Annotated in this window: 24 protein-coding genes; 14 read left to right on the top strand and 10 right to left on the bottom strand. The window is 65.7% G+C overall.

Annotation, left to right across the window (positions count from 1 at the left end):
- The 3 genes from ACTHJ1_RS04890 to xseA all read right to left on the bottom strand — a co-directional run.
- The coding region (locus ACTHJ1_RS04890; protein WP_440188537.1) for a chloride channel protein at window positions 1–627 on the bottom strand (627 nt) is incomplete at its 3' end.
- A 137-nt stretch (window positions 628–764) separates the two neighbouring features.
- Window positions 765–1343: a superoxide dismutase [Fe] gene (sodB, locus tag ACTHJ1_RS04885; protein ID WP_440188534.1), complete on the bottom strand. Its 579-nt coding sequence runs from the start codon at window positions 1341–1343 to the stop codon at window positions 765–767.
- 199 nt (window positions 1344–1542) lie between these two features.
- Window positions 1543–2907 (bottom strand): exodeoxyribonuclease VII large subunit, encoded by a 1365-nt coding sequence (gene xseA / locus ACTHJ1_RS04880; RefSeq protein WP_440188531.1) that lies wholly within the window; start codon window positions 2905–2907, stop codon window positions 1543–1545.
- A 386-nt stretch (window positions 2908–3293) separates the two neighbouring features.
- Between xseA and ACTHJ1_RS04875 the strand changes: the two genes are divergently transcribed.
- The 10 genes from ACTHJ1_RS04875 to rpsT all read left to right on the top strand — a co-directional run bounded on the left by ACTHJ1_RS04875 (window position 3294) and on the right by rpsT (window position 11200).
- The gene (locus ACTHJ1_RS04875) at window positions 3294–3905 is read left to right on the top strand and encodes a MotA/TolQ/ExbB proton channel family protein (protein ID WP_440188528.1); all 612 of its coding nucleotides are present in this window, start codon (window positions 3294–3296) and stop codon (window positions 3903–3905) included.
- Window positions 3902–4315, top strand: coding sequence for an ExbD/TolR family protein (locus tag ACTHJ1_RS04870; RefSeq protein ID WP_440188525.1), 414 nt, complete (start codon window positions 3902–3904; stop codon window positions 4313–4315). The genes ACTHJ1_RS04875 and ACTHJ1_RS04870 overlap by 4 nt, the downstream gene beginning before the upstream one ends.
- 46 nt (window positions 4316–4361) lie before the next feature.
- Window positions 4362–5471, top strand: coding sequence for a tetraacyldisaccharide 4'-kinase (gene lpxK, locus ACTHJ1_RS04865; protein ID WP_440188522.1), 1110 nt, complete (start codon window positions 4362–4364; stop codon window positions 5469–5471).
- 15 nt (window positions 5472–5486) lie between these two features.
- Window positions 5487–5678, top strand: coding sequence for a Trm112 family protein (locus ACTHJ1_RS04860; RefSeq protein ID WP_440188519.1), 192 nt, complete (start codon window positions 5487–5489; stop codon window positions 5676–5678).
- A gap of 13 nt (window positions 5679–5691) precedes the next feature.
- Complete coding sequence (gene kdsB, locus ACTHJ1_RS04855) at window positions 5692–6483, top strand: 3-deoxy-manno-octulosonate cytidylyltransferase (protein WP_440188517.1); 792 nt, start codon at window positions 5692–5694, stop codon at window positions 6481–6483.
- Window positions 6484–6561: 78 nt separating this feature from the next.
- On the top strand, window positions 6562–7218 hold the full coding sequence (gene adk, locus ACTHJ1_RS04850; RefSeq protein ID WP_440188514.1) for an adenylate kinase: 657 nt from the start codon (window positions 6562–6564) through the stop codon (window positions 7216–7218).
- Window positions 7219–7281: 63 nt separating this feature from the next.
- A complete protein-coding gene (locus ACTHJ1_RS04845; RefSeq protein ID WP_440188511.1) occupies window positions 7282–8040 on the top strand; it encodes a 3-hydroxyacyl-CoA dehydrogenase in 759 nt (252 codons plus the stop codon).
- A 12-nt stretch (window positions 8041–8052) separates the two neighbouring features.
- Complete coding sequence (gene murJ / locus ACTHJ1_RS04840; protein WP_440188508.1) at window positions 8053–9618, top strand: murein biosynthesis integral membrane protein MurJ; 1566 nt, start codon at window positions 8053–8055, stop codon at window positions 9616–9618.
- Window positions 9619–10014: 396 nt separating this feature from the next.
- Window positions 10015–10848, top strand: coding sequence for a FecR domain-containing protein (locus ACTHJ1_RS04835; protein ID WP_440188505.1), 834 nt, complete (start codon window positions 10015–10017; stop codon window positions 10846–10848).
- Between the two features lie 88 nt (window positions 10849–10936).
- Window positions 10937–11200 (top strand): 30S ribosomal protein S20, encoded by a 264-nt coding sequence (gene rpsT / locus ACTHJ1_RS04830; RefSeq protein WP_440188502.1) that lies wholly within the window; start codon window positions 10937–10939, stop codon window positions 11198–11200.
- 216 nt (window positions 11201–11416) lie between these two features.
- Here rpsT and ACTHJ1_RS04825 read toward each other — a convergent pair whose 3' ends face one another.
- On the bottom strand, window positions 11417–11713 hold the full coding sequence (locus tag ACTHJ1_RS04825) for a DUF3579 domain-containing protein (RefSeq protein ID WP_440188499.1): 297 nt from the start codon (window positions 11711–11713) through the stop codon (window positions 11417–11419).
- 126 nt (window positions 11714–11839) lie between these two features.
- On the opposite strand from ACTHJ1_RS04825, the gene argF reads away from it, so the two are divergent.
- Window positions 11840–12790 carry an ornithine carbamoyltransferase gene (gene argF / locus ACTHJ1_RS04820; protein ID WP_440188496.1) on the top strand — a complete coding sequence of 317 codons (951 nt, stop codon included), beginning with the start codon at window positions 11840–11842 and terminating at the stop codon, window positions 12788–12790.
- A 35-nt stretch (window positions 12791–12825) separates the two neighbouring features.
- Here argF and ACTHJ1_RS04815 read toward each other — a convergent pair whose 3' ends face one another.
- From ACTHJ1_RS04815 to ACTHJ1_RS04800, 4 genes are read right to left on the bottom strand one after another with little or no spacing between them, the layout of a single operon-like run.
- Entirely contained in the window at window positions 12826–13398 is a 573-nt protein-coding gene (locus ACTHJ1_RS04815; protein WP_440188493.1) for a hypothetical protein, read from the bottom strand.
- 20 nt (window positions 13399–13418) lie between these two features.
- Window positions 13419–13949, bottom strand: coding sequence for a carboxymuconolactone decarboxylase family protein (locus tag ACTHJ1_RS04810; protein WP_440188490.1), 531 nt, complete (start codon window positions 13947–13949; stop codon window positions 13419–13421).
- A 4-nt stretch (window positions 13950–13953) separates the two neighbouring features.
- Complete coding sequence (locus ACTHJ1_RS04805) at window positions 13954–14913, bottom strand: Bug family tripartite tricarboxylate transporter substrate binding protein (RefSeq protein WP_440188487.1); 960 nt, start codon at window positions 14911–14913, stop codon at window positions 13954–13956.
- 10 nt (window positions 14914–14923) lie between these two features.
- Entirely contained in the window at window positions 14924–15787 is an 864-nt protein-coding gene (locus ACTHJ1_RS04800) for an amidohydrolase family protein (RefSeq protein ID WP_440188540.1), read from the bottom strand.
- A 139-nt stretch (window positions 15788–15926) separates the two neighbouring features.
- Between ACTHJ1_RS04800 and ACTHJ1_RS04795 the strand changes: the two genes are divergently transcribed.
- Both ACTHJ1_RS04795 and argG read left to right on the top strand, forming a co-directional pair.
- Window positions 15927–16877: a LysR substrate-binding domain-containing protein gene (locus ACTHJ1_RS04795; protein ID WP_440188484.1), complete on the top strand. Its 951-nt coding sequence runs from the start codon at window positions 15927–15929 to the stop codon at window positions 16875–16877.
- Between the two features lie 59 nt (window positions 16878–16936).
- Window positions 16937–18277 (top strand): argininosuccinate synthase, encoded by a 1341-nt coding sequence (gene argG / locus ACTHJ1_RS04790; protein WP_440188481.1) that lies wholly within the window; start codon window positions 16937–16939, stop codon window positions 18275–18277.
- 85 nt (window positions 18278–18362) lie between these two features.
- Here the strand turns inward: argG and ACTHJ1_RS04785 are convergent, their stop codons facing one another.
- On the bottom strand, window positions 18363–19226 hold the full coding sequence (locus tag ACTHJ1_RS04785; protein ID WP_440188478.1) for an aldo/keto reductase family oxidoreductase: 864 nt from the start codon (window positions 19224–19226) through the stop codon (window positions 18363–18365).
- A 97-nt stretch (window positions 19227–19323) separates the two neighbouring features.
- On the opposite strand from ACTHJ1_RS04785, the gene ACTHJ1_RS04780 reads away from it, so the two are divergent.
- On the top strand, window positions 19324–20214 hold the full coding sequence (locus ACTHJ1_RS04780) for a LysR family transcriptional regulator (protein WP_440188475.1): 891 nt from the start codon (window positions 19324–19326) through the stop codon (window positions 20212–20214).
- A 69-nt stretch (window positions 20215–20283) separates the two neighbouring features.
- Here the strand turns inward: ACTHJ1_RS04780 and ACTHJ1_RS04775 are convergent.
- The coding region (locus ACTHJ1_RS04775; protein ID WP_440188472.1) for a KUP/HAK/KT family potassium transporter at window positions 20284–21211 on the bottom strand (928 nt) is incomplete at its 5' end.

The following is a 21211-nucleotide window of genomic DNA, read 5'->3' as shown; positions in this document are numbered from 1 at the left end:
GCCGCGTCCCAACCCCTCGGGGGCCACCCCGCCGCCGGCCCGCGGCGCATTGACGGCGGCCGCCCGGCCGCCCGCCGCGCCCGCGGCGATCAGTTCGCGCAGATCGAATTCGCGCAGCGGCACGCCCAGGCGCAGGCACAGGCGGCTCCAGGCCAGCATGACGGCCGCGCCCACCTGCACCGAAGGCCCTTCGCGGCCGATCGACGCCCCCAACAACATGCCCAGGAAAGTCAGCGGTATTTTCCAGACCGTCTGCAGCGAGACCAGCCGCCACTGCGCGCGGCCAGGCGGCAGCGACAAGGCGCCGATCACTTGCGGAATGCCGCTGCCGCCCGCATAGGGCGCCAGGCGCACGGTGAGCCAGCGCAGCAGCATCAGTCCCGGCGGCATGACGATGAAGGCCAGCCAGACGTACTTCGACGTCCATTGCCGGTTCCACGCCAGGGCATAGTCGGCCATCCAGGCAAAACCCAGGGAAACCAGCGCCACCAGCGCGGCGCCGATCAACAGCAGGACAAGGCGCAGGCTTTTACGCGACAGGCGCTGGGTGTGACGCAGTCTCTTGCGCACCTGGCTGCGCAGTCGGCTGAGCAGCGTGGTCGGAGGCGAATGATGGGGAGTTTCCATGGGCTGACGGCAAAGAAGGCGGAGCCACGACTGACCCGCAGATAGGGAAGGAGTTCAAAAAACAAAACCCCGCGCCTTGTTCAACGCGCGGGGTTTTGCTCGGTCGCGCGCAAGGCGAGCCCGGCGCGGGGCGGCGCTCAGCCCAGATTCTTGGCGGCGAAGTCCCAGTTGACCAGGGCCCAGAAGTTTTCCAGGTACTTGGGACGGGCGTTGCGGGTGTCGATGTAGTAGGCATGCTCCCACACGTCGCAGGTCAGCAGCGGCACGTCGGCGGTGGTGAGCGGCGTGGCGGCGTTGCTGGTGTTGACGATGTCGAGCGAGCCATCGGGTTTCTTGACCAGCCAGGTCCAGCCCGAACCGAAGTTGCCCACGGCCGACTTGGTGAAGGCTTCCTTGAACGCGTCGAAAGAGCCCCACTTGGCATTGATGGCGTCGCCCAGCTTGCCGGAGGGAGCGCCGCTGCCCTGGGGCTTCATGCCGTTCCAGTAGAAGGTGTGGTTCCACACTTGGGCCGCGTTGTTGAACACGCCGCCCGAGGACTTCTTGACGATTTCTTCCAGCGACAGGTTTTCGAACTCCGTGCCGGGGATCAGGTTGTTCAGGTTGGTGACGTACGCCTGATGGTGCTTGCCGTAATGGAATTCGAGCGTCTCTTTCGAGATATGCGGAGCCAGGGCATCCATCGCGTAAGGCAGGGGGGGCAGAGTGTGGGCCATATCGTTTCCTCGGAGTTGGTACTGTGCGGCATATCCGCGATCAAGCGAATCTATTGTATCGGCTAGTCCGCCGGACCGATGGGAAAACCCCAAGACCGGAAAATTGCGCCGCGCAGTGCCGTCGTCCCGCCGCAATGCGAGCTTTTGCCGCCAAAACGCCTGGCGCGAACATCTTCAACGATCAGGCAACAAATCACAGTCAATCATGCCCAACTTCGCGCACCTGAGCCACGTCGGCCAAAACCTCGCCACGTGCGAAGGCCAGCGTCAGGCGCTGGCCGACGGTCAGTTGCCCGGCGTCGCGCACGATGGCGCCATCAGGGCCGCGCGCGATGGCATAGCCGCGCGCCAGGGTATTTTGCGGATCGAAAGCGCGCAGCTGCCCTCCTGCCGTCGCCAGGCGCGCGCCGCGCGATTCGAGCAGGCGCCTCTGGGCACGGACCAAACGGTCGGCCAGACTCTGCAGGCGCTCGCGGGCTCGCGCCGTGTCGGGTGCACGGTGCGCCAGACTTTGCGTCAACAGCGTCAAGCGCGCCGTGCGGCGCGCCTGCGGTGCTCGCCAGGCCGCCGCCAGCCGATGCCGCAATGCTTCCAGCCGGTCGCCCTGGCGAGCCAGATGCTGTGCCGGGGACACGAGTTGCGCGCCGGCGCGGTCCAGGCGCTGGGCAGCCTGATCGAGCCGTCGGCGCTGGGCGCGAACCAGTGCCTGCGCCGCATGGTCCACGGTGCGCAGCAGCTCGGCGCGCGGCACGCAGGCAAGTTCCGCCGCCGCGGTGGGCGTGGGTGCACGCACATCGGCCACGAAATCCGCGATGGTGAAGTCGGTTTCGTGCCCGACCCCGCAGATGACGGGAATGCGGCTGGCCGCGACCTGCCTGGCCAGTTGCTCGTCGTTGAAGCTCCAGAGATCCTCGATGCTGCCGCCGCCACGAACCAGCAGCAGGGTGTCGACCTCGGCGCGCGCATTGGCCGTCGCAACCTGCGCCGTCAGCCTGGCCGCCGCGTCGGCTCCCTGCACAGGCGCTGGATAAATGATCACCGGCACCTGCGGCGCGCGGCGCGCCAGGGCCGACAACACATCGCGCAGGGCCGCGGCATGCAGCGAGGTCACCACGCCGATGGCGCGCGGCAGGCGCGCCGGCTCGCGCTTGCGCTCGGCGTCGAACAGGCCTTCGCCGGCAAGTTCCGCCTTCAGGCGCAGAAAGGCCTCGTAGAGATTGCCCAGGCCGGCTCGGCGCATGCCTTCGGCCTGAAGCTGAAAATCGCCCCGCGCCTCGTAGAGGGACACCCGCGCCCGGACTTCCACCTGGTCGCCCGGCTTGGGCACGAAGCCGACCGCGCTGGCGCGGCTGCGGAACATGACCGCCCGCACAGCGGCCCGGCTGTCCTTGAGCGTGAAGTACCAGTGCCCGGAAGCGGCTTGCGTGAAGTTGGACACTTCGCCGCGGACCCATAGCAAAGGGACGCTCTGCTCCAGCAACTGGCCCACCGCTTGATTAAGCTGGGCGACAGTCAGAATATCCCGCGTAAATACGTCGTCTGTGACTGCAAATCCAATTGTCATAAGGCTTTCCGGGGAGGTATATGTCCACAGGGCGCTTGCAGCGGAGTTTTAAGATTGTCAAGTCTCTGGCCTGACGCCGCGATCGCCCGGAGATTCAACATCCTCCGTATAACTATTTGATTTATATAAATAAAAAATCTAATTCAATTTGACCCATTTCAACCGGTTCCAGCGCCAGACCGCATGAAAACCGGCTCGCAGGCCAGTTCTGCACAGAATTATCCACATAAATTGTGGGTAACTGTCGATCCCGCCCGGGCGCACCGGCTTGCCTCGTCCCCAGGCCCCCGATTACAGTCTCGCCTTGCAAGATCGGGCCGGCGGCATACTCTGAGCAGTTACCCGCCTTCCCGCCCTCCCATATCGTTGCACCGGAGCCCTTCGCTTTGCTAGCTCTCCTTGAAGCCGCCGGCTGGCCGATCTGGCCGCTGTTCGCCACCTCCGTCCTGGGGTTGGCCCTGATCGTGGAACGACTCCTGTCCCTGCGCCGCAGCCTGATCATGCCGCGCGATCTGATCGAACAGGTTCGCGACATGCTGCGCAACCACCAGGACAACCCCGAAGCGTTGTCGCAGCTGGAACGCAACTCTCCGTTGGGCCGGATACTGGCCGAGGTGCTGCGTCAGCGCGGCCTGCCCCGCGCCGATGTCCGCCTGGCGGTGGAGGACGTCGGCCGCTCCGTGGCGCACGACCTGGGCCGCTACGTGCCCGCCATCGGCACCATCGCCGCCATCGCGCCCCTGATGGGCCTGTTCGGCACGGTGGTGGGCATGATCGAGATCTTCAGCGCCTACTCCCCGGGCGTCAGCGACCCGGCTCAGTTGGCGCACGGTATCTCGGTCGCCCTCTACAACACCTGTTTCGGCATTCTCATCGCCATCCCCGCCATGATCGCGCACCGCTACCTGCGCTCGCGCGTCGACAACCTTCTGAACGCCATGGAACTGACGGCAGGCAAGCTGGCCCGCCATCTGGCCTCCCTGGAGCCGCAGGAATGAACTTCCGGAGCAATGGCCGCGGCCACGACGACGTCGAGATCAATCTGATCCCGCTCATCGATGTATTGCTGGTCATACTGATCTTCCTGGCGGCGACTACCTCGTTCGCGCATTTCACCCGGCTCAAGATCACCCTGCCGCAAGCCGCGGCCGAGCAGCAGGAATCCGCGCCGTTGCAGATCGCAGTGAGTCAGGACGGCCATTACGCGCTCAACGGCAATCTGATCGACGGCAGCACCACGGCCGACATCGCCAAGGCGCTCGCGCAGGCCGCGCAGGGCCAGTCCTCGCCCCTGCTCATGATCAACGCCGACGCGCAGGCCACGCATCAGTCCGTCGTCAACGTGATGGAAGCCGCCCGCCAGGCCGGCATCGTACGTCTCAATTTCGCGGCGCAGACCGGCCAATGAGCGATGCCCGGACGGCGCATGGTCCTTATGGCGTGAACACGGCTCCGTGAACGCCCGAGCCTACCTCCAGCGGCAATGGCAGCAGGACGGCCTGCTGGCGCGCCTGCTGGCCCCCTTGTCCTGGATCGCAAGCCAGGCTGTAAGGCGCAAGCGAGAGGCCTACCGCAGCGGCCGCAAGACCGCCTGGCGCGCGGCGGTGCCTGTGGTGGTGATAGGCAATCTCTATGTGGGCGGTACGGGCAAGACGCCGGTCGTGATCGCCATTGCCCAGGGCCTGTACGCGCAGGGCTGGACCCCCGGCGTGATCAGCCGCGGCTACGGCGCACGTATCGGCAAGGAACCGCGGGTCGGACTGGGCGCGAACCTGGACCCGGCCGACTACGGCGACGAGCCGGCGCTCATTGCCCGCGCTGCCGCCGTCCCCGTCGCCGTGCATCCCCGGCGCGTCCTGGCTGCGCAGGCTTTGCTGCGCGCCTGCCCCGACGTCGACGTCATCATCGCCGACGACGGGCTGCAGCATCTGCAGTTGGCGCGCGACGTGGAAATCGTGGTCCAAGACGAGCGCGGCCTGGGCAACGGCCGCCTGCTGCCCGCAGGCCCGCTGCGCGAGCCGCCCGCGCGCCTGCGCGAGGTCGACGCCGTCATCACCAATCTCGGTTCTGTATCTGCCGGCACGCAAGCTGCGCTCGGCGCCGATACGGATCCGGAGCAAGCGGAGCAATCCGTGATTCACGCCGGCCCGCTGCAATTGACCATGCGGCTCGAACCCGGCCCGGCCCGTCGTTTGTCGGACGGCGACACCCGCTCACTGGCCGATTTCGCCGCCGGCCCGCCCGTCGCGGCGGCGGCCGGCATCGGCAATCCGCAGCGCTTTTTCGACACGCTGCGCGCGGCCGGCGTTGCGCTGGCCGAGACGCTGCCGCTGCCCGATCACTACGCTTATGCCGATTCGCCTTTCGGCACGCTGCGGTCCGGACATATCCTCGTCACCGCCAAAGACGCCATCAAGTGCGAGCGACTGGGCGATCCGCGACTGTGGGAGGTCGGCGTGCAGGCACGCTTCGAACCCATGGATCTCACGGCCTGGCTGAACACGGCGATTGCGCGCAAAGCCGGCGGCAATCGCGGCGGATCCGGGCCGGCCCCGTCATTCTGATTTAGAATGACGGTCATGGAATCCCGCCTGCTCGACATACTCGTTTGCCCTGTGTGCAAGGGCCGTCTGCAATTCGACCGCGCGCAGGCCGAGCTCATCTGCCAGGCCGACCGCCTGGCCTTTCCCGTGCGCGACGGCATCCCCGTCATGCTGGAGCCCGAGGCGCGCGACCTCGACGCGGCACCGGCCACGAGCTCCGCGGCCTGAGTCTCGCCGCGCCGTGGACTACACCGTAATCATCCCCGCCAGAGCCGCTTCGACCCGCCTGCCGGACAAACCGCTCGCCGACATTGCCGGCAAGCCCATGGTCGTGCGGGTAGCCGAACGCGCCAGCCTGTCCGGTGCCGGCGGCGTTCACGTGGCCACCGACGATGCGCGAGTGCAGGCTGCCGTCCAGGCGCACGGCCACAGCGCGCTGATGACCCGCTCCGATCACGCCACCGGCACCGACCGGCTATCCGAAGCGGTGCAACAGCTCGGCCTTGCCGACGACGCCGTGGTAGTCAACGTGCAGGGCGACGAGCCGCTCATCGAACCCGAACTCATCGATGCGGTAGCCGCGTGCCTGGCCGCCTCGCCCTGGGCCGACATCGCCACCTGCGCCTGCGCGATCGCCAACGCCGAAACGCTCTTCAATCCCAACGCCGTCAAGGTGGTGTGCGCCCGTGACGGACGCGCCCTGTATTTCTCGCGCGCGCCCATACCCTGGGCCCGGGATGCATGGGGCTCATCGGTCCCTGGCGTGCCCGGCGGTGAGCCGGCATCCCTGCCGGCGGGCTTGCCCGCTTTGCACCATATCGGCATCTACGCCTATCGCGTTTCGTTCCTGCGCCGCTTCCCGCAACTGGCGCAGGGCGCGCTGGAAAAATTCGAATCCCTCGAGCAGCTGCGCGCCATGGAACACGGCCATGCCATCGCGGTGCACCGCTCGGCCCAGCCCCCCGCTGCCGGCGTGGACACGCCTGCCGACCTGGAGCGCGTCCGGGCTTGGTACGCAGCAAATCGGTTATAAAACTTTATTACTCCGCGTTGTTCGCGCACTGCGCAAGCAACCCTAAAAGAACACAACATCCCCATTAGGAGCCAAACGATGCGTCTCATACTGCTTGGACCGCCCGGCGCCGGCAAAGGCACTCAAGCCGCTTTTCTGACCCAGCGCTACGGCATCCCGCAGATCTCGACGGGCGACATGCTGCGCGCCGCCGTCAAGGCCGGCACCCCGCTGGGCCTGGCCGCCAAGAAGGTCATGGACGCGGGCGGCCTGGTATCGGACGAGATCATCATCGGCCTGGTGCAGGACCGCCTCACGCAGCCCGACTGCGCATCCGGCTATCTTTTCGACGGCTTTCCCCGCACCATTCCGCAAGCCGACGCGCTGAAGAACGCCGGCGTCAAACTCGACTACGTGGTCGAGATCGAAGTGCCCGACGGCGACCTCATCACCCGCATGAGCGGCCGGCGCGTGCACCCGGCCAGCGGCCGCTCCTACCACGTGGTGTTCAACCCGCCCAAGGTCGAAGGCAAGGACGATCCCACCGGCGAGCCGTTGGTGCAGCGCGACGACGACCGCGAGGAAACCGTGCGCAACCGCCTGAACGTCTATCAAGAGCAGACCCGACCGCTGGTCGACTACTACTCGAGCTGGGCGGCCCGAGAAGCCGCCATCGCGCCCAAGTACCGCAAGATTTCCGGCGTGGGCAGCGTGGACGAGATCACCCAGCGCCTGCTCGGCGCACTGCAGGGCTGAGCGGCGCCCTGCGGCGGCCCCCCCTGGACTCACCCAACACGGAATCATGCAAGGCTGAATCACATGGAAATCGCAAACAAGGTATTCATCGTCACCGGCGGCGCGTCCGGACTGGGCGCAGGCACCGTGCGCATGCTCACGGCCAACGGCGCCAAGGTCGTCATCGCCGACCTGCAGGACGAGCCCGGCCAGGCGCTCGCCAAGGAGCTCGGCCAGCACTACGTGCATTGCGACGTCACCCAGGAAGCCGACGGGCAGGCCGTGGTTGCCAAAGCCAAATCGCTCGGCGCGCTATTCGGCCTGGTCAACTGCGCCGGCGTGGCTCCCGCCGCCAAGATCGTCGGCAAAGAAGGCGCGCATCCGCTCGCCCTCTTTCAGAAGGTCGTGTCGATCAATCTGATCGGCAGCTTCAACATGATGCGTCTGGCCGCCGAGGCCATGAGCGCCAACACGCCCGATGCCACCGGCGAGCGCGGGGTACTCATCAACACCGCATCGGTCGCGGCCTTCGACGGCCAGATCGGCCAGGCCGCCTACGCGGCCTCCAAAGCCGGCGTAGCCGGCATGACCCTGCCCATCGCGCGCGACCTGTCGCGCACGGGCATCCGCTGCATGACCATCGCGCCCGGCATCTTCGGCACGCCCATGATCTTCGGCATGCCCCAAGAGGTGCAGGATTCGCTGGCTGCCGCCATCCCCTTCCCCTCGCGCCTTGGCCGCCCCGAAGACTACGCCAAGCTGGTCTACAGCATCGTCACCAACGAGATGCTCAACGGCGAGGTCATCCGCCTGGACGGCGCCATCCGCATGCCGCCGAAATAACCGGGACTTTCCTTGGCCCTGTTCAAGTCGGCCGCTGTCATCAGCGGCCTTACTCTGATTTCACGCATCAGCGGCCTGGCCCGCGACACGCTCATCGCGCGCACTTTCGGCGCCGGCCCCGTCACAGACGCATTCTGGGTCGCCTTCCGCATTCCCAATCTGCTGCGCCGCCTCTTTGCCGAAGGCGCTTTCTCGCAGGCCTTCGTGCCCATACTCGGCGCGGCGCGGCAGAAGCATGGCGACGAAGGCATACGCCCCTTGCTCGACCGCGTGGCCTTGCTGCTGACCGCCGTGCTGACGCTGCTGGTCATCGTCGGCGTCGTCGCGGCGCCCTGGGTCGTGACCCTGATCGCCAGCGGCCTGCGCGATCATAGCCGCGGCGAGGAATTCGCCGCCGCGGTCGACATGACGCGCTTCATGTTTCCGTACATCCTGTTCATGTCCCTGGCGGCCTTCGCCACGGGCGTGCTCAACACCTGGCGCCGCTTCGCCATTCCGGCCTTCACGCCGGTGCTGCTCAATCTGTGCATGATCGCAGCCTGCCTGTGGATTTCGCCGCACCTGGGCCTGCCGATCTTCGGCCTGGCCATCGGCGTGATGATGGGCGGCGTGCTGCAACTGGCCGTGCAATGGGCCGAGCTGGCGCACATCGGCCTGGCGCCGCGCCTGCTCAAGACCAATCTGAAGCAGGCCTGGAACGACCCCACGGTCAAGCGCATCATCCGGCAGATGGGCCCCGCCACCCTCGGCGTATCCGTCGCGCAGGTCTCGCTCCTGATCAACACCAACATCGCCACCTGGCTCAGGCCAGGCAGCGTGACCTGGCTGTCCTTCGCCGATCGGCTCATGGAGTTTCCCACGGCGATCCTGGGCGTGGCGCTGGGCACCGTGCTGCTGCCCAGCCTCTCGGCCGCCCACGCCAGAAACGATCACGACACCTACAGTCACCTGATCGACGCCGGCCTGCGCCTGACGCTGCTGCTAGGATTGCCCGCCGTTCTCGGCATGGCCTTGCTGTCGGACGGACTGGTGGCCACCCTGTTCAATTACGGCGCTTTCCATGCGTCGGACGTGCAGCAGACCCGCCTGGCCGTCATCGCCTATTCGGTCGGCCTGATCGGCCTGTTGTCCGTGAAGATTCTGGCGCCAGGCTTCTATGCCCGGCAGGACATCCGCACACCGGTCAAAATCGCCATCGCGGTGCTCGTGCTCACGCAAGTGTTCAATCTGGCCTTCGTGCCGCTCTTCGCTCATGCCGGTCTGGCCCTGTCGATCGGCCTGGGAGCCTGTGTCAACTCCGCGACGCTGCTCGTGGTCCTGCGTCGGCGCGGGGTCTACCGCCCCGAGCCCGGCTGGGGCCGTTTCATGCTGCGCATCCTGCCTGCGCTGGCGGGCATGGCGGTCGTGCTCGGCTATGCCGGTAGCCGGCTGAACTGGATCGCCCTGCAAGCCCACGCAGGCCAGCGCGTGCTTTGGCTGGCAGCCGTCATGGCCGCCGCCGCCGCCGTCTATTTCACCCTGCTGTTCGCCGCCGGCTTCCGACCGGCCGACTTCGGCCGCCCCGGCGCGGCCCGCTGACTCCGCTTCTGCCCGATATGCCGCCCCCCGCGCGAGCGGGAACGGCCTGTGTCCGCTTAACTTGCCCGTGCCCCGATGTCGCCAAGTTACACTTTGTCCGAAAAGTGACAAATATTGTTGAAAAATACATATTTTTACTTTAAATTTAAAGACGGGTTTATTTAGATTCCGCAACTCCTGTCAATTCCTGTCGTTACGCCATGGTTTTGCTGCGGAACATACGAATGCCGGTTCATGGCATTCCATAGACCAAAAAACGCTTCCGTCGAATTTGCAGGAATTCACAATCCCTGGCACTTGGATGCCGGCTGTTTGGCCGCACATCAACAAGTGTTTAGGTAATGTAACGATGAATTTCTCTCAGAAACTTTTTTCAATCAGATCGTGGATTGGCTGATGCTATTGCGTTTCGGTTGCACCAGGCCGCCTCCAGGCGGCGGTCCCCGCCTTGACCGACGCCATATCCTGGGCAGCCTGCTCGCGCTGAGCGGCGCTGCAGCCGGTGTCTCGATCGCCAACGCCTATTACCCGCTGGCCGGCCTGTCCGACGATATGGCCACCGCGACGGGCGAACGACGCCTGCATCGCCTTCCCGACGGCAGCCGGCTGCTGCTGAACGCACGCACACGTGTCGATTTGTCCTTTACCGCCCAAGCGCGCGCCCTGCACCTGCGCGAGGGCGCCCTATCGCTAACGGCTCAGCCCGACGCGGCGCGCCCCTTCGTGATCCACACGAACGAAGGCATCGTCCGCCCCGCCGGCGCGCGCGTGATGGTGCGCCAGCAAATGCGCCGCACCCTCGTCGTCGCCCCGGACAGCGCGGTCGAGATCGCGACCGCGAACGGGGCGCGAGCCACCCTGCCTGCCGGCACCGGCACACGTTTCGACAGCATCGTCATCGGCGACCCACGGCCCGACCTGCTGGCCGACGCCGCCTGGGAAACAGGCTGGATCGACGTCCACGACCGGCCGCTGCTCGAAGTGGTGGACGCCCTGCGCCCTTATCGGAAAGGGCCGCTGTCCATCTCGGCAGCCGCAGGCGGGCTGCTGGCCAACGGCCGTTACCCGCTCGACGACAGCGACGCCGCGCTGCGCGCCCTGCAGTCCGACATGCCGATCCGGATACACCGGATCGCCCGCTGGTACACGTCGATCGATCTGGCCCCGGCAGGTGCCAGGAATCTCGCCGGTCGCTACGCCCGCCCTCGGGCGCCGGGTGACCCCGCCTAGCGCGGCTTTACGCCAAACCCTTGCGCCATAAGGGAAAGCCCGCTAAAATAACCGACTTTGCCGAATTCTTTAAATTACCGAATACACCATGGCCAATACCGCCCAAGCCCGTAAGCGCGCCCGTCAATCGGTTGAGCGCAACAAGCACAATTCGTCGCTGCGTTCGATGCTGCGTACCGCGATCAAGCGCGTGCGCCAGGCCGTCGAAGCCGGCGACAAGTCCGTCGCCGCCGACACGCTGCAAAAAGCCACGAGCGTCATCGACCGCGTGGCCGACAAGCACATCATTCACAAGAACAAGGCCGCTCGTCACAAGAGCCGCCTGGCTGCCGCCGTCAAGGCGCTGGCCTGACCGTTACTGCCTGCCGCGCCCCGCGCGCCTACCGTATCTTCGCGCGAGGCTTCCCTCTTCGCGGCTGGCAGACAGAATCGGCAAATGCGAAAGGATGCCTTACGGCATCCTTTTTGTTTTGCGCGTCGAACTTGAGCCGAGACCCAGGATTTGGGATCGTCAGTTTCAAACGGCGGGGCTCAAACTGCGGGACTCACCCCCCGTTGATGCAAACCTTCAGGCCTTGCTTTCGCACTCGCGCTCTTCGGTCTTGAGTTTGTTGTCGCGGGCGAAATCCACTACGAATTTATAGGCAAGCGGCTCGAGCTCGCGCAGGCGCTGGTCGACCACGATGCCCTTGACGCCTTCCAGATCGACCGGCAGCACATAGGGCGAGTAGGTCAGATGCGTGCCGGCCACGCCGGGCGGGCGAAACTGCGCCATGACACCGGCGAGGCGTTCAGCCCAGTCGCTGGGGCGAAAGCGGCTGCCGCTTTCGGTCACGCCATAGATGAGAAATTGTCGGACAGTCATGTTTTGATTTACCGCAGGCTGGTCTTGCACACCGCCCCGGCCCGGTCGACCTGGGGCCGCAAGTCGGCCCGCGCCCGAATTGTATATGATGGATCTTTTTGCCGACCCGGCTTTGCGATTTCAACCATGACCGCGACTCCCTCCCTCCAGGGCAAGCCCGCCCCGCTGCGGCATTTTCTGCAGCTCAAGGACTTTTCGGCCGACGAACTGAACTACGTTCTGGATCGCGCCCGCGTCATCAAGGACAAATTCAAGCGCTACGAGCCCCACATGCCGCTCGTGGACCGCACCTTGGCCATGGTGTTCGAAAAAGCCAGCACCCGCACCCGCGTCTCGTTCGAGGCCGGCATGTACCAGATGGGCGGCTCGGTCATCAATCTGACCTCCACCGACTCGCAGCTGGGCCGCGCCGAACCCATCGAAGATACAGCGCGCATCATTTCGCGCATGGTCGACATCGTGATGATCCGCACCTTCGAGCAGGCACGCATCGAGAGCTTCGCAGCGCACTCGCGCGTACCTGTCATCAACGGACTGACCAACGAATTTCACCCCTGCCAGATCCTGGCCGACCTTCTCACCTTCATCGAGCACCGCGGCCCCATTGCCGGCAAGACGGTGGCCTGGGTGGGAGACGCCAACAACATGGCCTACACGTGGCTGCACGCCGCCGAACTGCTGGGCTTCACCCTGCACGTGTCGGCTCCGTCGGGCTATGAACTCGATCCGGCGCGCGTCGGCTCGCCTTCGCCCGCCGTGCTCAGGCAGTTCAAGAATCCGAAGGACGCCTGCCGCGGCGCTCATCTGGTCACCACCGACGTGTGGACCAGCATGGGCTACGAGGCCGAGAACGAAGCCCGCCGCAAGGCCTTCGCCGACTGGCGCGTGGATGCAGACATGATGGCAGTGGCCGACCCTCAGGCCGTCTTTCAGCACTGCCTGCCTGCCCATCGCGGCGAAGAGGTCACCGCCGAAGTCCTGGAAGGTCCGCAAAGCGTGGTCTGGGACGAAGCCGAGAACCGCCTGCATGTGCAGAAGGCGCTGATGGAGTTCCTGCTGCTGGGCAAGCTGAACTGACGCGCGGGGCGGCGGCTATCTCCGGCCGCCCCAGCTCAGCCCAGAACCCGCGTGAACATCGTGCGCTTGGTATTGCGGAACGACGGGCGCACTCGGCTGCTCCAGTCCGTGCCGCGCACGGCCAGCCAGGGCGGGCTGCCGAAGGTTTCGCGGGTAAGCAGATCGTAGCAGGCGTAATAGCGCGGCGCCCCGTCCTCGCACAGATACCGGTCGGCGCGCGCCGTGCCAGGCACGGCGGCCAGACCCGGCATATGTTCCTGCGTGTACCAATCGTTGAAGTCCTGCTCGCTTTCGGGCGCGATATCGGTTTCGACGACGTAGTGCCAGGGCGCATTCATGCCCGCCGGCCCGCTCCCCAGATGCAACATGCCCTTGAGCGATACGGCCCGGCTGCTCGACGGACAGACTGCCGCCACGCGGTCGCGAACGATCTGCAGCACAGCGCCGGCATCGCCCTGCGCCCGGCAATATACATACGATTCCTCGACGTCGACTGCGGCGCACGCATCCACCGACAAAGCCAGGCCCTCGGATAGCGCAGCGCGAATACGACCGACCGCCAGGATGCCCAGCCTCGCCGGCACTTTGATCAACAAAACCCGCTCCATCGCGATTCCTTTGTGCTGGCTCAATGTCCGATGCGCAGCGCCACCAGAAAGCGCGACACCATGTTGTACGCCGCCACGGTCGCGACCAGTTCGAGCAGGCCCTGCGCGTCGAAATGCGCGCGCAAAGGCTCGAATACCTCATCCGGCACTTCAATGTCGCGCGTCATGGCGTCGGTCAGCGCAAGCACGTCGCGCTCCTGGGCGCGCAAGCCCGGCGTCGAGTCCGGCGCGGCATAGGTCCGCAAGGTTTCGATGACCTCGTCGGACAGGCCCGCTGCGCGCGCGTGCGGAACGTGGGCTTCGAATTCATAAGGCGCGCGGTTCAGCACCGCCACGCGCAGAATGACGAGCTCGCGCAGACGCGGCGCCAGCGTAGTCTTCTGGCGTATTGCAGTCAGCATGGCCTCCCAGCCCTCGACCACCGGAGGACTGTTCAGCAGCACCTGGTACAGCGGAGTGATGCGGCCACGCGCGGCGAAAATGCGCGCCTCGATGTCCGCCACTTGCGGGCGCGTGCCCGGCTCCACGGGAGCGATGCGAAATGCGCTCATGCGATCAATCCACGTGTATGTTCTTGCGCTTGATCACTTCCGACCACTTCTGGCGGTCGGACGCGATGAGCGCAGCCAGCTCCTGCGGGCTGGTGGGCGCCGGCTGGCAACCCAGCTGCTCGAGTCGTTCGCGCACTTCGGGGGTGCGCAGCGCAGCGCGCACGTCGGCATTGAGCTTGTCGACCAGCGCGGGCGGCGTTGCGGCCGGCGCCAGCAGGCCGTACCAGTTGTTGGTCTGCACCCCTGCAATGCCCTGCTCGGCCAGCGTGGGCACCTGCGGCAGCTGCGGCAGGCGCGCGGGCGCGGCCAGGCCCAGAGCCTTGAGCTGACCGGACTTGATCAGGCCGATGAGTCCGGGTACGTCGCCGAAAAAGCCGGACACCTGATTGCCGAGAAGATCGTTGATGACCGGCGCCGCCCCTTTGTAGGGCACGTGCATCACATTGGCCTTGGTGGCGTCGGCGAACATTTCCAGCGTCAGATGCGGAATGCTGCCCACGCCCGAAGAGCCGATGGGCACCGGGCCGCCGGACGCGAGCGAGCGCTTGACGAAGTCCGCGGCGTCGACCGCGGGGTTGGTCTTGTTCACGACGAATGCCGTGGCGTTGTCGACGATCTTGGATATGGGCTTGAAACCCTTGACCGGGTCGTAAGGCAAGGACTTGTACAGGGCCGGGCTGATGGCCACCGCGCCCACGCTGGTCAGAAACAGCACCGAACCGTCGCCCGGCGCCGTCGACACATAAGCTGCGCCGATGTTGCCGTTGGCACCGGCTTTGTTCTCGACGATGACGGGACGATGCCACGCTTTGCTCAGTTGCGCGGCCAGCACCCGTCCGACCGTATCCACCGGGCCGCCCGCAGGAAAGGCCACCACGAGCTGCACCGGCCCCTGGGCCGCCCGGGCTGCGCCCACGGCCAACACGGCCAAGACGCCCGCGCACCACATACGTTTGAAGAACATGCCCGTCTCCTTAAAACCCATACAAGCGCGCCGGATTTTCCACCAACACCTGCCGCCGCAGCGCATCGTCCGGACAGGCTTCGAAAAAAGCGTCAACCACTTCACCGTCGTCAGGCATGTCGCCGGCGACGTTCGGATGCGGCCAATCGGTGCCCCACAGGGTGCGTTCGGGCAAGGCTTCGGCCAACGCGCGAACGAAGGGGATGCTTTCGCGGAAAGGCCGCTTGCCGTCGCCGATACGGTCCATGCCCGACACCTTGACCCAGGCGCCTGGCACGCCCGCCAGGTCGAGCAACGCGCGAAAAGCCGGCGCGTCCAGCCCGTCGCGTGCGCGCACACGCCCCATGTGGTCCACCACGAAAGGCAGCGGCAACCGGGCCAGCCGAGGCAGCAGTCCGCCTATCATCGCGCCGTCGATGTGCAGACATACATGCCAGCTCAGCGGAGCGATCAGGGACACGATGCGGTCGAATACATCGGGCGCGGGCGGCGCGCCCAGGTGCGGCACGAAGTTAAAGCGCGCGCCGCGCACTCCGCCCTCGTGCAATGCGCGGACCAGCGCCGCATCGGCGTGCGGCGGCAGCAGCGCCACACCGCGATAGCGCCCCCGGCCGCGCGCTACGGCATCGAGCAACGGGGCATGGTCATGGCCGTGGCAGTTGGCCTGCACGATGACCGCCCGCGTGGCACCCACATGGGCATGCAAGGCAGCCAATTTTTCAAAAGGAGCATCGGGCGGCGTATACGAGCGGTCCTGCGCATAGGGGAACCGGTCGGCCGGGCCGAATACATGGCAGTGCGCATCGCACGCGCCTTCCGGCAGGCGGCGGCGCGGCGCCGACGGTTCGGCCAGCGGCGGGCGGCAATCGGGCAAAGCAGTCTCCACGCGTTACTACGTGCCGGTTCTGTGCGGCGACGACGACCATAGTGGCCCATCGCTAACGCTCAAACAATGCTATATCTAAAATTTCAGATATAGATAAATCAAATATCCAAAAACAGGTTTCATCATCATGGACCTCAAGCAGATCGAGTACTTCATGCACGTGGCAGAGCGCCGCAGCTTTTCGCGCGCGGCCGAACTGCTGGACGTAGCCCAGCCCACGCTAAGCCGCCAAGTAGGCTTGCTGGAGCAGGAACTGGGCCAGCACCTGCTCTATCGCAACGGCCGCGGCGTCGAGCCCACCGAGGCGGGTCTGCGCTTTCTAGAACACGCCCGCGCCTTGCTCACTTTGGCCATGCGCGCCAAGGAAGACCTGCAAGACCTGCGCGACACGCCCACCGGCAAGGTCGCCATCGGCCTGCCGCCTCGCGTGGCCCGCTGCGTCACGCCGCCGCTGGTGCAGGCCTTTCGCCAGGCCTGCCCCGATGCCTCGATCACCATCGCCGAAGGCCTGAGCACCCAGGTGCGCGAATGGCTGCTGGCCGGACGCATCGACCTGGCCTTGCTGTACGACCCGCCCGTCTCGCCGCAGCTGACCTGCGAGCCGCTGCTGCGCGAAGACCTGGTTCTGGCCGCCGCGCCGGGCGGGCGCCTGACGCTGCCCGCCGCGGTGAAGGTGGCCCAGCTGGGCAACTACCCCTTGATACTGCCCAGCCTGCCCAACGCGATCCGCACCTTGGTCGAAAGCGTATGTCGGCGCCAGGGCGTACACCCGACCGTGGCAGCCGAGGTAGACGCCGTCCAGACCATTGTCGAGCTCGTCGCGCAGGGCGATGCCTACGCCATCCTGCCGCGCTCGGCCGTGCAGGGGCCAGCCGTCACCCACCCGCTGGCCCTGTGCCGCATCGAAGCCCCCGTGATCCGCAACAAGCTGGTGCTGGCCACGCCGCGACACCGGCCCGCCACGCGTCTGGCCAAAGCCACCGCGCAGCTGCTGCGCGAGCTCGACTTCGGACTGCTGTTCCTGGGCGGCGTCGCCAAGGCTAGCGCCGGCGGCAAACGCGTTAAAATGCGCCACTGATCTTTCCCCCTTTCCTCCTTCTTCGGCGCGCATTTCCGTGTCCGCGCCCTTCTAAAACCATGGCAACCATTCTCCCCTCCCTTCCCGTCGGCCAGAAGGTCGGCATCGCTTTCTCCGGCGGCCTGGACACCAGCGCGGCGCTGATCTGGATGCGCGAGAAAGGCGCCATCCCCTACGCCTACACCGCCAACCTGGGCCAGCCCGACGAGACCGACTACGACGACATCCCGCTGCGCGCCAAGACCTACGGCGCAGAGAACGCCCGCCTGGTCGAATGCCGTCCTCAACTGGTGTCCGAAGGCATCGCCGCGCTGCAGTCGGGCGCCTTCCACATTTCCACCGGCGGCATCACTTACTTCAACACCACCCCGCTGGGCCGTGCCGTGACCGGCACCATGCTGGTGGCTGCCATGAAGGAAGACGGCGTCAACATCTGGGGCGACGGCAGCACCTACAAGGGCAACGACATCGAGCGCTTCTATCGCTACGGCCTGCTCACCAATCCCGAGCTCAAGATCTACAAACCCTGGCTCGACCAGCAGTTCATCGACGAGCTCGGCGGCCGCGCCGAAATGTCGGCCTACATGCAGAAGGCCGGCTTCGACTACAAGATGTCGGCTGAAAAGGCCTACTCCACCGACTCCAATATTCTCGGCGCCACGCACGAAGCCAAGGATCTGGAAAACCTCAATTCCGGCATCCGCATCGTCAAGCCCATCATGGGCGTGGCCTTCTGGAGAGACGATGTCGCGGTCAAGGCCGAGGAAGTCACCGTGCGCTTCGAGGAAGGCCAGCCCGTGGCGCTGAACGGCGTGGAGTACAGCGATCCGGTGGCCATGATGGCCGAGGCCAACGCCATCGGCGGACGCCACGGCCTGGGCATGTGCGACCAGATCGAAAACCGCATCATCGAGGCCAAGAGCCGCGGCATCTACGAAGCCCCGGGCATGGCCCTGCTCTACCTCGCCTACGAGCGTCTGGTCACCGGCATTCACAACGAAGACACCATCGAGCAGTACCGCATCAACGGCATCAAACTCGGCCGTCTGCTCTACCAGGGCCGCTGGTTCGATCCGCAAGCCATCATGCTGCGCGAAACGGCGCAGCGCTGGGTGTCGCGCGCCATCACCGGCGAAGTCACGGTCGAATTGCGCCGCGGCAACGACTACTCGCTGCTCAACACCGAGTCGCCCAACCTGACCTACGCGCCCGAACGTCTGTCCATGGAAAAGGTCGAGAACGCGCCCTTCACACCGGCCGACCGCATCGGACAGCTCACCATGCGCAACCTCGACATCACCGACACGCGCCACAAGCTCTTCACTTACACCCAGGCAGGCCTGCTGCTGCCCTCGGGCGGTGCAGCCTTGCCCCAGCTGCACGACGGCAAGAAGAAATAAGCCGCTCGCGCAGACGACGAAAAAGGCCGCATCGATGCGGCCTTTTTTTCATGCAGTCGGCATGCGGCATACACACGCAGAAAGTTCAGCCGGTCTTGCCTATCCGGTGGAGTTCGGTCATCAGAGCATCCGAAAGCGGCAATTGCGCAGCCTTCAGATTTTCGTGCAAATGCGCCGGCGACGATGTTCCGGGAATCAGCAGGATGTTCGGCGCGCGATGCAGCAGCCAGGCCAGCGCCAACTGCATGGGCGTCGCGCCCGCCGAAGCCGCGATCCGGTTCAACTCCCCCGACTGGATGGGCGTGAATCCGCCCAGCGGAAAAAATGGCACGTAGGCGATGCCCTGACGCCCGAGCGCATCGATCAGCGCATCGTCGTCGCGATGCACCAGGTTGTAGTGATTCTGCACGCAGACGATTTCGGCAATGCCTTGCGCTTCTTCGACCTGCGCGGCGGTCACATTGCTCAGCCCGATATGGCGCACCAGCCCGCGCCGCTGCAACGACGCCAGCGCCTCGACCTGTCGCGCGATCGGGGCTTCGGACGGCGCATGGATATTGCCCATGATGCGCAGGTTCACCACGTCGAGTGCGTCCAGCCCGAGATTGCGCAGATTGTCGTGCACCGCGCGTTCGATGTCCGCCGGGGCCTGAGCCGGCAGCCATTCGGCATCGGCGCCGCGCACGGCACCGACCTTGGTGACGATGATCAAGTCGTCAGGATACGGATGCAGCGCCTCTTTGATGATCTGATTGGTGACGTGCGGCCCGTAGAAATCGCTGGTGTCGATGTGGTTCACGCCGGCGGCCAGCGCCTCGCGCAGCACGGTCAAAGCCGCCGCTTTGTCCCGCGGCGGCCCGAAGACGCCCGGTCCGGCCAGCTGCATGGCGCCGTAGCCCATGCGCCGGACCGTGCGCCCGGCAAAGGAATAAGTGGATGAGTAAGACATATCACGCTCCTTGATCGATGTACGGCGTGAAGTATGAATAGAACATCCTTGTTTGATAATCCATTTAAATGCGAACAGGTTGTACGATATTTCGAACATGGATATGAACGATCTCACCGCCTTCGTCGCAGTGGCCCGGGCCGGCGGCTTTCGCGACGCGGCGCGCGCAGGCGGCGCGTCGGCATCCAGCCTGAGCACGGCTGTGCAGCGCCTGGAAAGCCGGCTCGGCATGCGCCTGCTCAACCGCACCACGCGCAGCGTCACGCCGACCGAGGCCGGCCAGCGCCTGCTGGAGCAGCTGGCGCCGCTCTTGGGCGAGATAGAGACGGCGCTCGACGTGCTCAACGGCTTTCGCGACAAACCGGTGGGCACGCTGCGGCTCAATGTGCCGGCCCACACCACGCAAACCATCCTGCCGCCCATTCTGTCGCGGTTCATCAAGGCCTATCCGGGCATCCATGTCGAAGTCCAGGCTGAAGACAGCTTCGTCAACCTGCTCGAGGCAGGCTGCGATGCCGGCATCCGCTATGACGAGCGCCTGGAGCAGGACATGATCGCCGTGCCGATCGGACCGCGTGTCCAACGCTTTGCGCTCGCCGCCTCACCGGCGTATCTCGCCGCGCACGGACACCCCGAACATCCCCACGATCTGCTGGCGCATGCCTGCCTGCGCGGCCAGTTCTCCGGGGGCGCCAAACCGCTCTGGCATTTCGAGCGCGAAGGGGAAATCATCCACCTGGATCCGCCGCCCGGCCCGCTGCAAGTGCGGCCCGGCCTGGCCGTCGCGATGCTGGTGCAGGCCGCACTGGATGCCGTAGGTATCGTCAATCTCTGGGAAGACATGCTGCGCCCGCATTTCGACAGCGGCCGGCTGGTGCCGCTGCTCGAGCCCTGGTGGCAACGCTTTGCCGGGCCGTTCCTCTATTATCCCGGACGCAGGCATCTACCGGCGCCGCTGCGAGCCTTCGTCGATTTCATCAAGAACTGAGCATGCCGACTGTGGCCGCCACAGAGAAACCACAGTCAGCCCGCTGCGGCCGGCGACCGGGCCGCCGCATCAGAGTTCGACCTGCATTCCCATTTCCACCACACGGTTGGGCGGGATCTTGAAGAACATGGTGCTGCGTGTGCCGTTGCGCGCCATGAAGGCGAAAATGCCGCGACGCCAACGCGGCATGACGGCACGCCTGCCGCCCACCACGGTCTGGCGCGACAGATAGTACGACGTGCGCATGGGCTCGAGATCCAGCTCGGGATAGGCCTCGCCCACCAGGCGCAGCGCCTCGGGCAAGTCGGAGTCTTCCTTGAAGCCGTAATGCACGGTGACCTGCCAGCTCGAATGGCTGACGCGTTCGACCTCGAAGCGTTCGTCGGACGAGACGAAAGGCACATCGGCCACCTTGAGGGTCAGAAAGAGCACCTGCTCGTGCAGCACCTTGTTGTGCTTGAGATTGTGCAGCAATGCCGGCGGCACGAAACCCGAGCTCATGGTCATGAAAATGGCCGTGCCGTGCACGCGCGCGGGCGGATACTCTTCGAGCTGGGTCATGAACTCCTTGAGCGGCTGGCGGTCGCGCGCCTGCATCTCGGCCAGCAGCCGGCGGCCCTGTCGCCAGGTCGTCATGAGCACGAATACCGCAATGCCCACGGCCAGCGGCAGCCAACCCCCTTCGTGGATCTTGAGCACGTTGGCAGAGAACAGCAGCAGGTCTATCACCAGCAGCACGCTCAACACCGCGATCCAGGCCGCACGCTTGCCGCCCCTGGCGCCGCGCGGCAGCACCATGAAGGCCAGCACGCCGGTGCAGAGCATGGTCCCGGTCACCGCGAAGCCGTAGGCCGCGGCCAGATTGTCCGACGAGCGGAATGCGATCACCAGCACGATCACCGCCACCAGCAGCAAGGCGTTGACCTGCGGCAGATAGATCTGCCCCATTTCCGCGGCCGACGTGTGCAGGATCTTCATGCGCGGCCAGAAGCCCAGT

The organism is Bordetella sp. (genome assembly GCF_051960075.1).
Lineage (GTDB): Bacteria > Pseudomonadota > Gammaproteobacteria > Burkholderiales > Burkholderiaceae_B > Bordetella.
The sequence above is the reverse complement of the archived record's forward strand: the minus strand, read 5'-3'. Positions and strand labels throughout refer to the sequence as shown.

Excerpts from the sequence above, each read along its gene's own strand:
- adk (WP_440188514.1), top strand. The coding sequence starts at position 6,562 with ATGCGTCTCATACTGCTTGGACCGCCCGGCGCCGGCAAAGGCACTCAA.
- ACTHJ1_RS04810 (WP_440188490.1), bottom strand. The coding sequence starts at position 13,949 with ATGAGCGCATTTCGCATCGCTCCCGTGGAGCCGGGCACGCGCCCGCAA.
- ACTHJ1_RS04780 (WP_440188475.1), top strand. The coding sequence starts at position 19,324 with ATGGATATGAACGATCTCACCGCCTTCGTCGCAGTGGCCCGGGCCGGC.
- ACTHJ1_RS04805 (WP_440188487.1), bottom strand. The coding sequence starts at position 14,913 with ATGTTCTTCAAACGTATGTGGTGCGCGGGCGTCTTGGCCGTGTTGGCC.
- ACTHJ1_RS04845 (WP_440188511.1), top strand. The coding sequence starts at position 7,282 with ATGGAAATCGCAAACAAGGTATTCATCGTCACCGGCGGCGCGTCCGGA.
- argF (WP_440188496.1), top strand. The coding sequence starts at position 11,840 with ATGACCGCGACTCCCTCCCTCCAGGGCAAGCCCGCCCCGCTGCGGCAT.
- rpsT (WP_440188502.1), top strand. The coding sequence starts at position 10,937 with ATGGCCAATACCGCCCAAGCCCGTAAGCGCGCCCGTCAATCGGTTGAG.
- argG (WP_440188481.1), top strand. The coding sequence starts at position 16,937 with ATGGCAACCATTCTCCCCTCCCTTCCCGTCGGCCAGAAGGTCGGCATC.
- ACTHJ1_RS04815 (WP_440188493.1), bottom strand. The coding sequence starts at position 13,398 with ATGGAGCGGGTTTTGTTGATCAAAGTGCCGGCGAGGCTGGGCATCCTG.
- ACTHJ1_RS04860 (WP_440188519.1), top strand. The coding sequence starts at position 5,487 with ATGGAATCCCGCCTGCTCGACATACTCGTTTGCCCTGTGTGCAAGGGC.
- ACTHJ1_RS04785 (WP_440188478.1), bottom strand. The coding sequence starts at position 19,226 with ATGTCTTACTCATCCACTTATTCCTTTGCCGGGCGCACGGTCCGGCGC.
- ACTHJ1_RS04835 (WP_440188505.1), top strand. The coding sequence starts at position 10,015 with ATGCTATTGCGTTTCGGTTGCACCAGGCCGCCTCCAGGCGGCGGTCCC.
- ACTHJ1_RS04795 (WP_440188484.1), top strand. The coding sequence starts at position 15,927 with ATGGACCTCAAGCAGATCGAGTACTTCATGCACGTGGCAGAGCGCCGC.
- ACTHJ1_RS04825 (WP_440188499.1), bottom strand. The coding sequence starts at position 11,713 with ATGACTGTCCGACAATTTCTCATCTATGGCGTGACCGAAAGCGGCAGC.
- xseA (WP_440188531.1), bottom strand. The coding sequence starts at position 2,907 with ATGACAATTGGATTTGCAGTCACAGACGACGTATTTACGCGGGATATT.
- ACTHJ1_RS04870 (WP_440188525.1), top strand. The coding sequence starts at position 3,902 with ATGAACTTCCGGAGCAATGGCCGCGGCCACGACGACGTCGAGATCAAT.
- sodB (WP_440188534.1), bottom strand. The coding sequence starts at position 1,343 with ATGGCCCACACTCTGCCCCCCCTGCCTTACGCGATGGATGCCCTGGCT.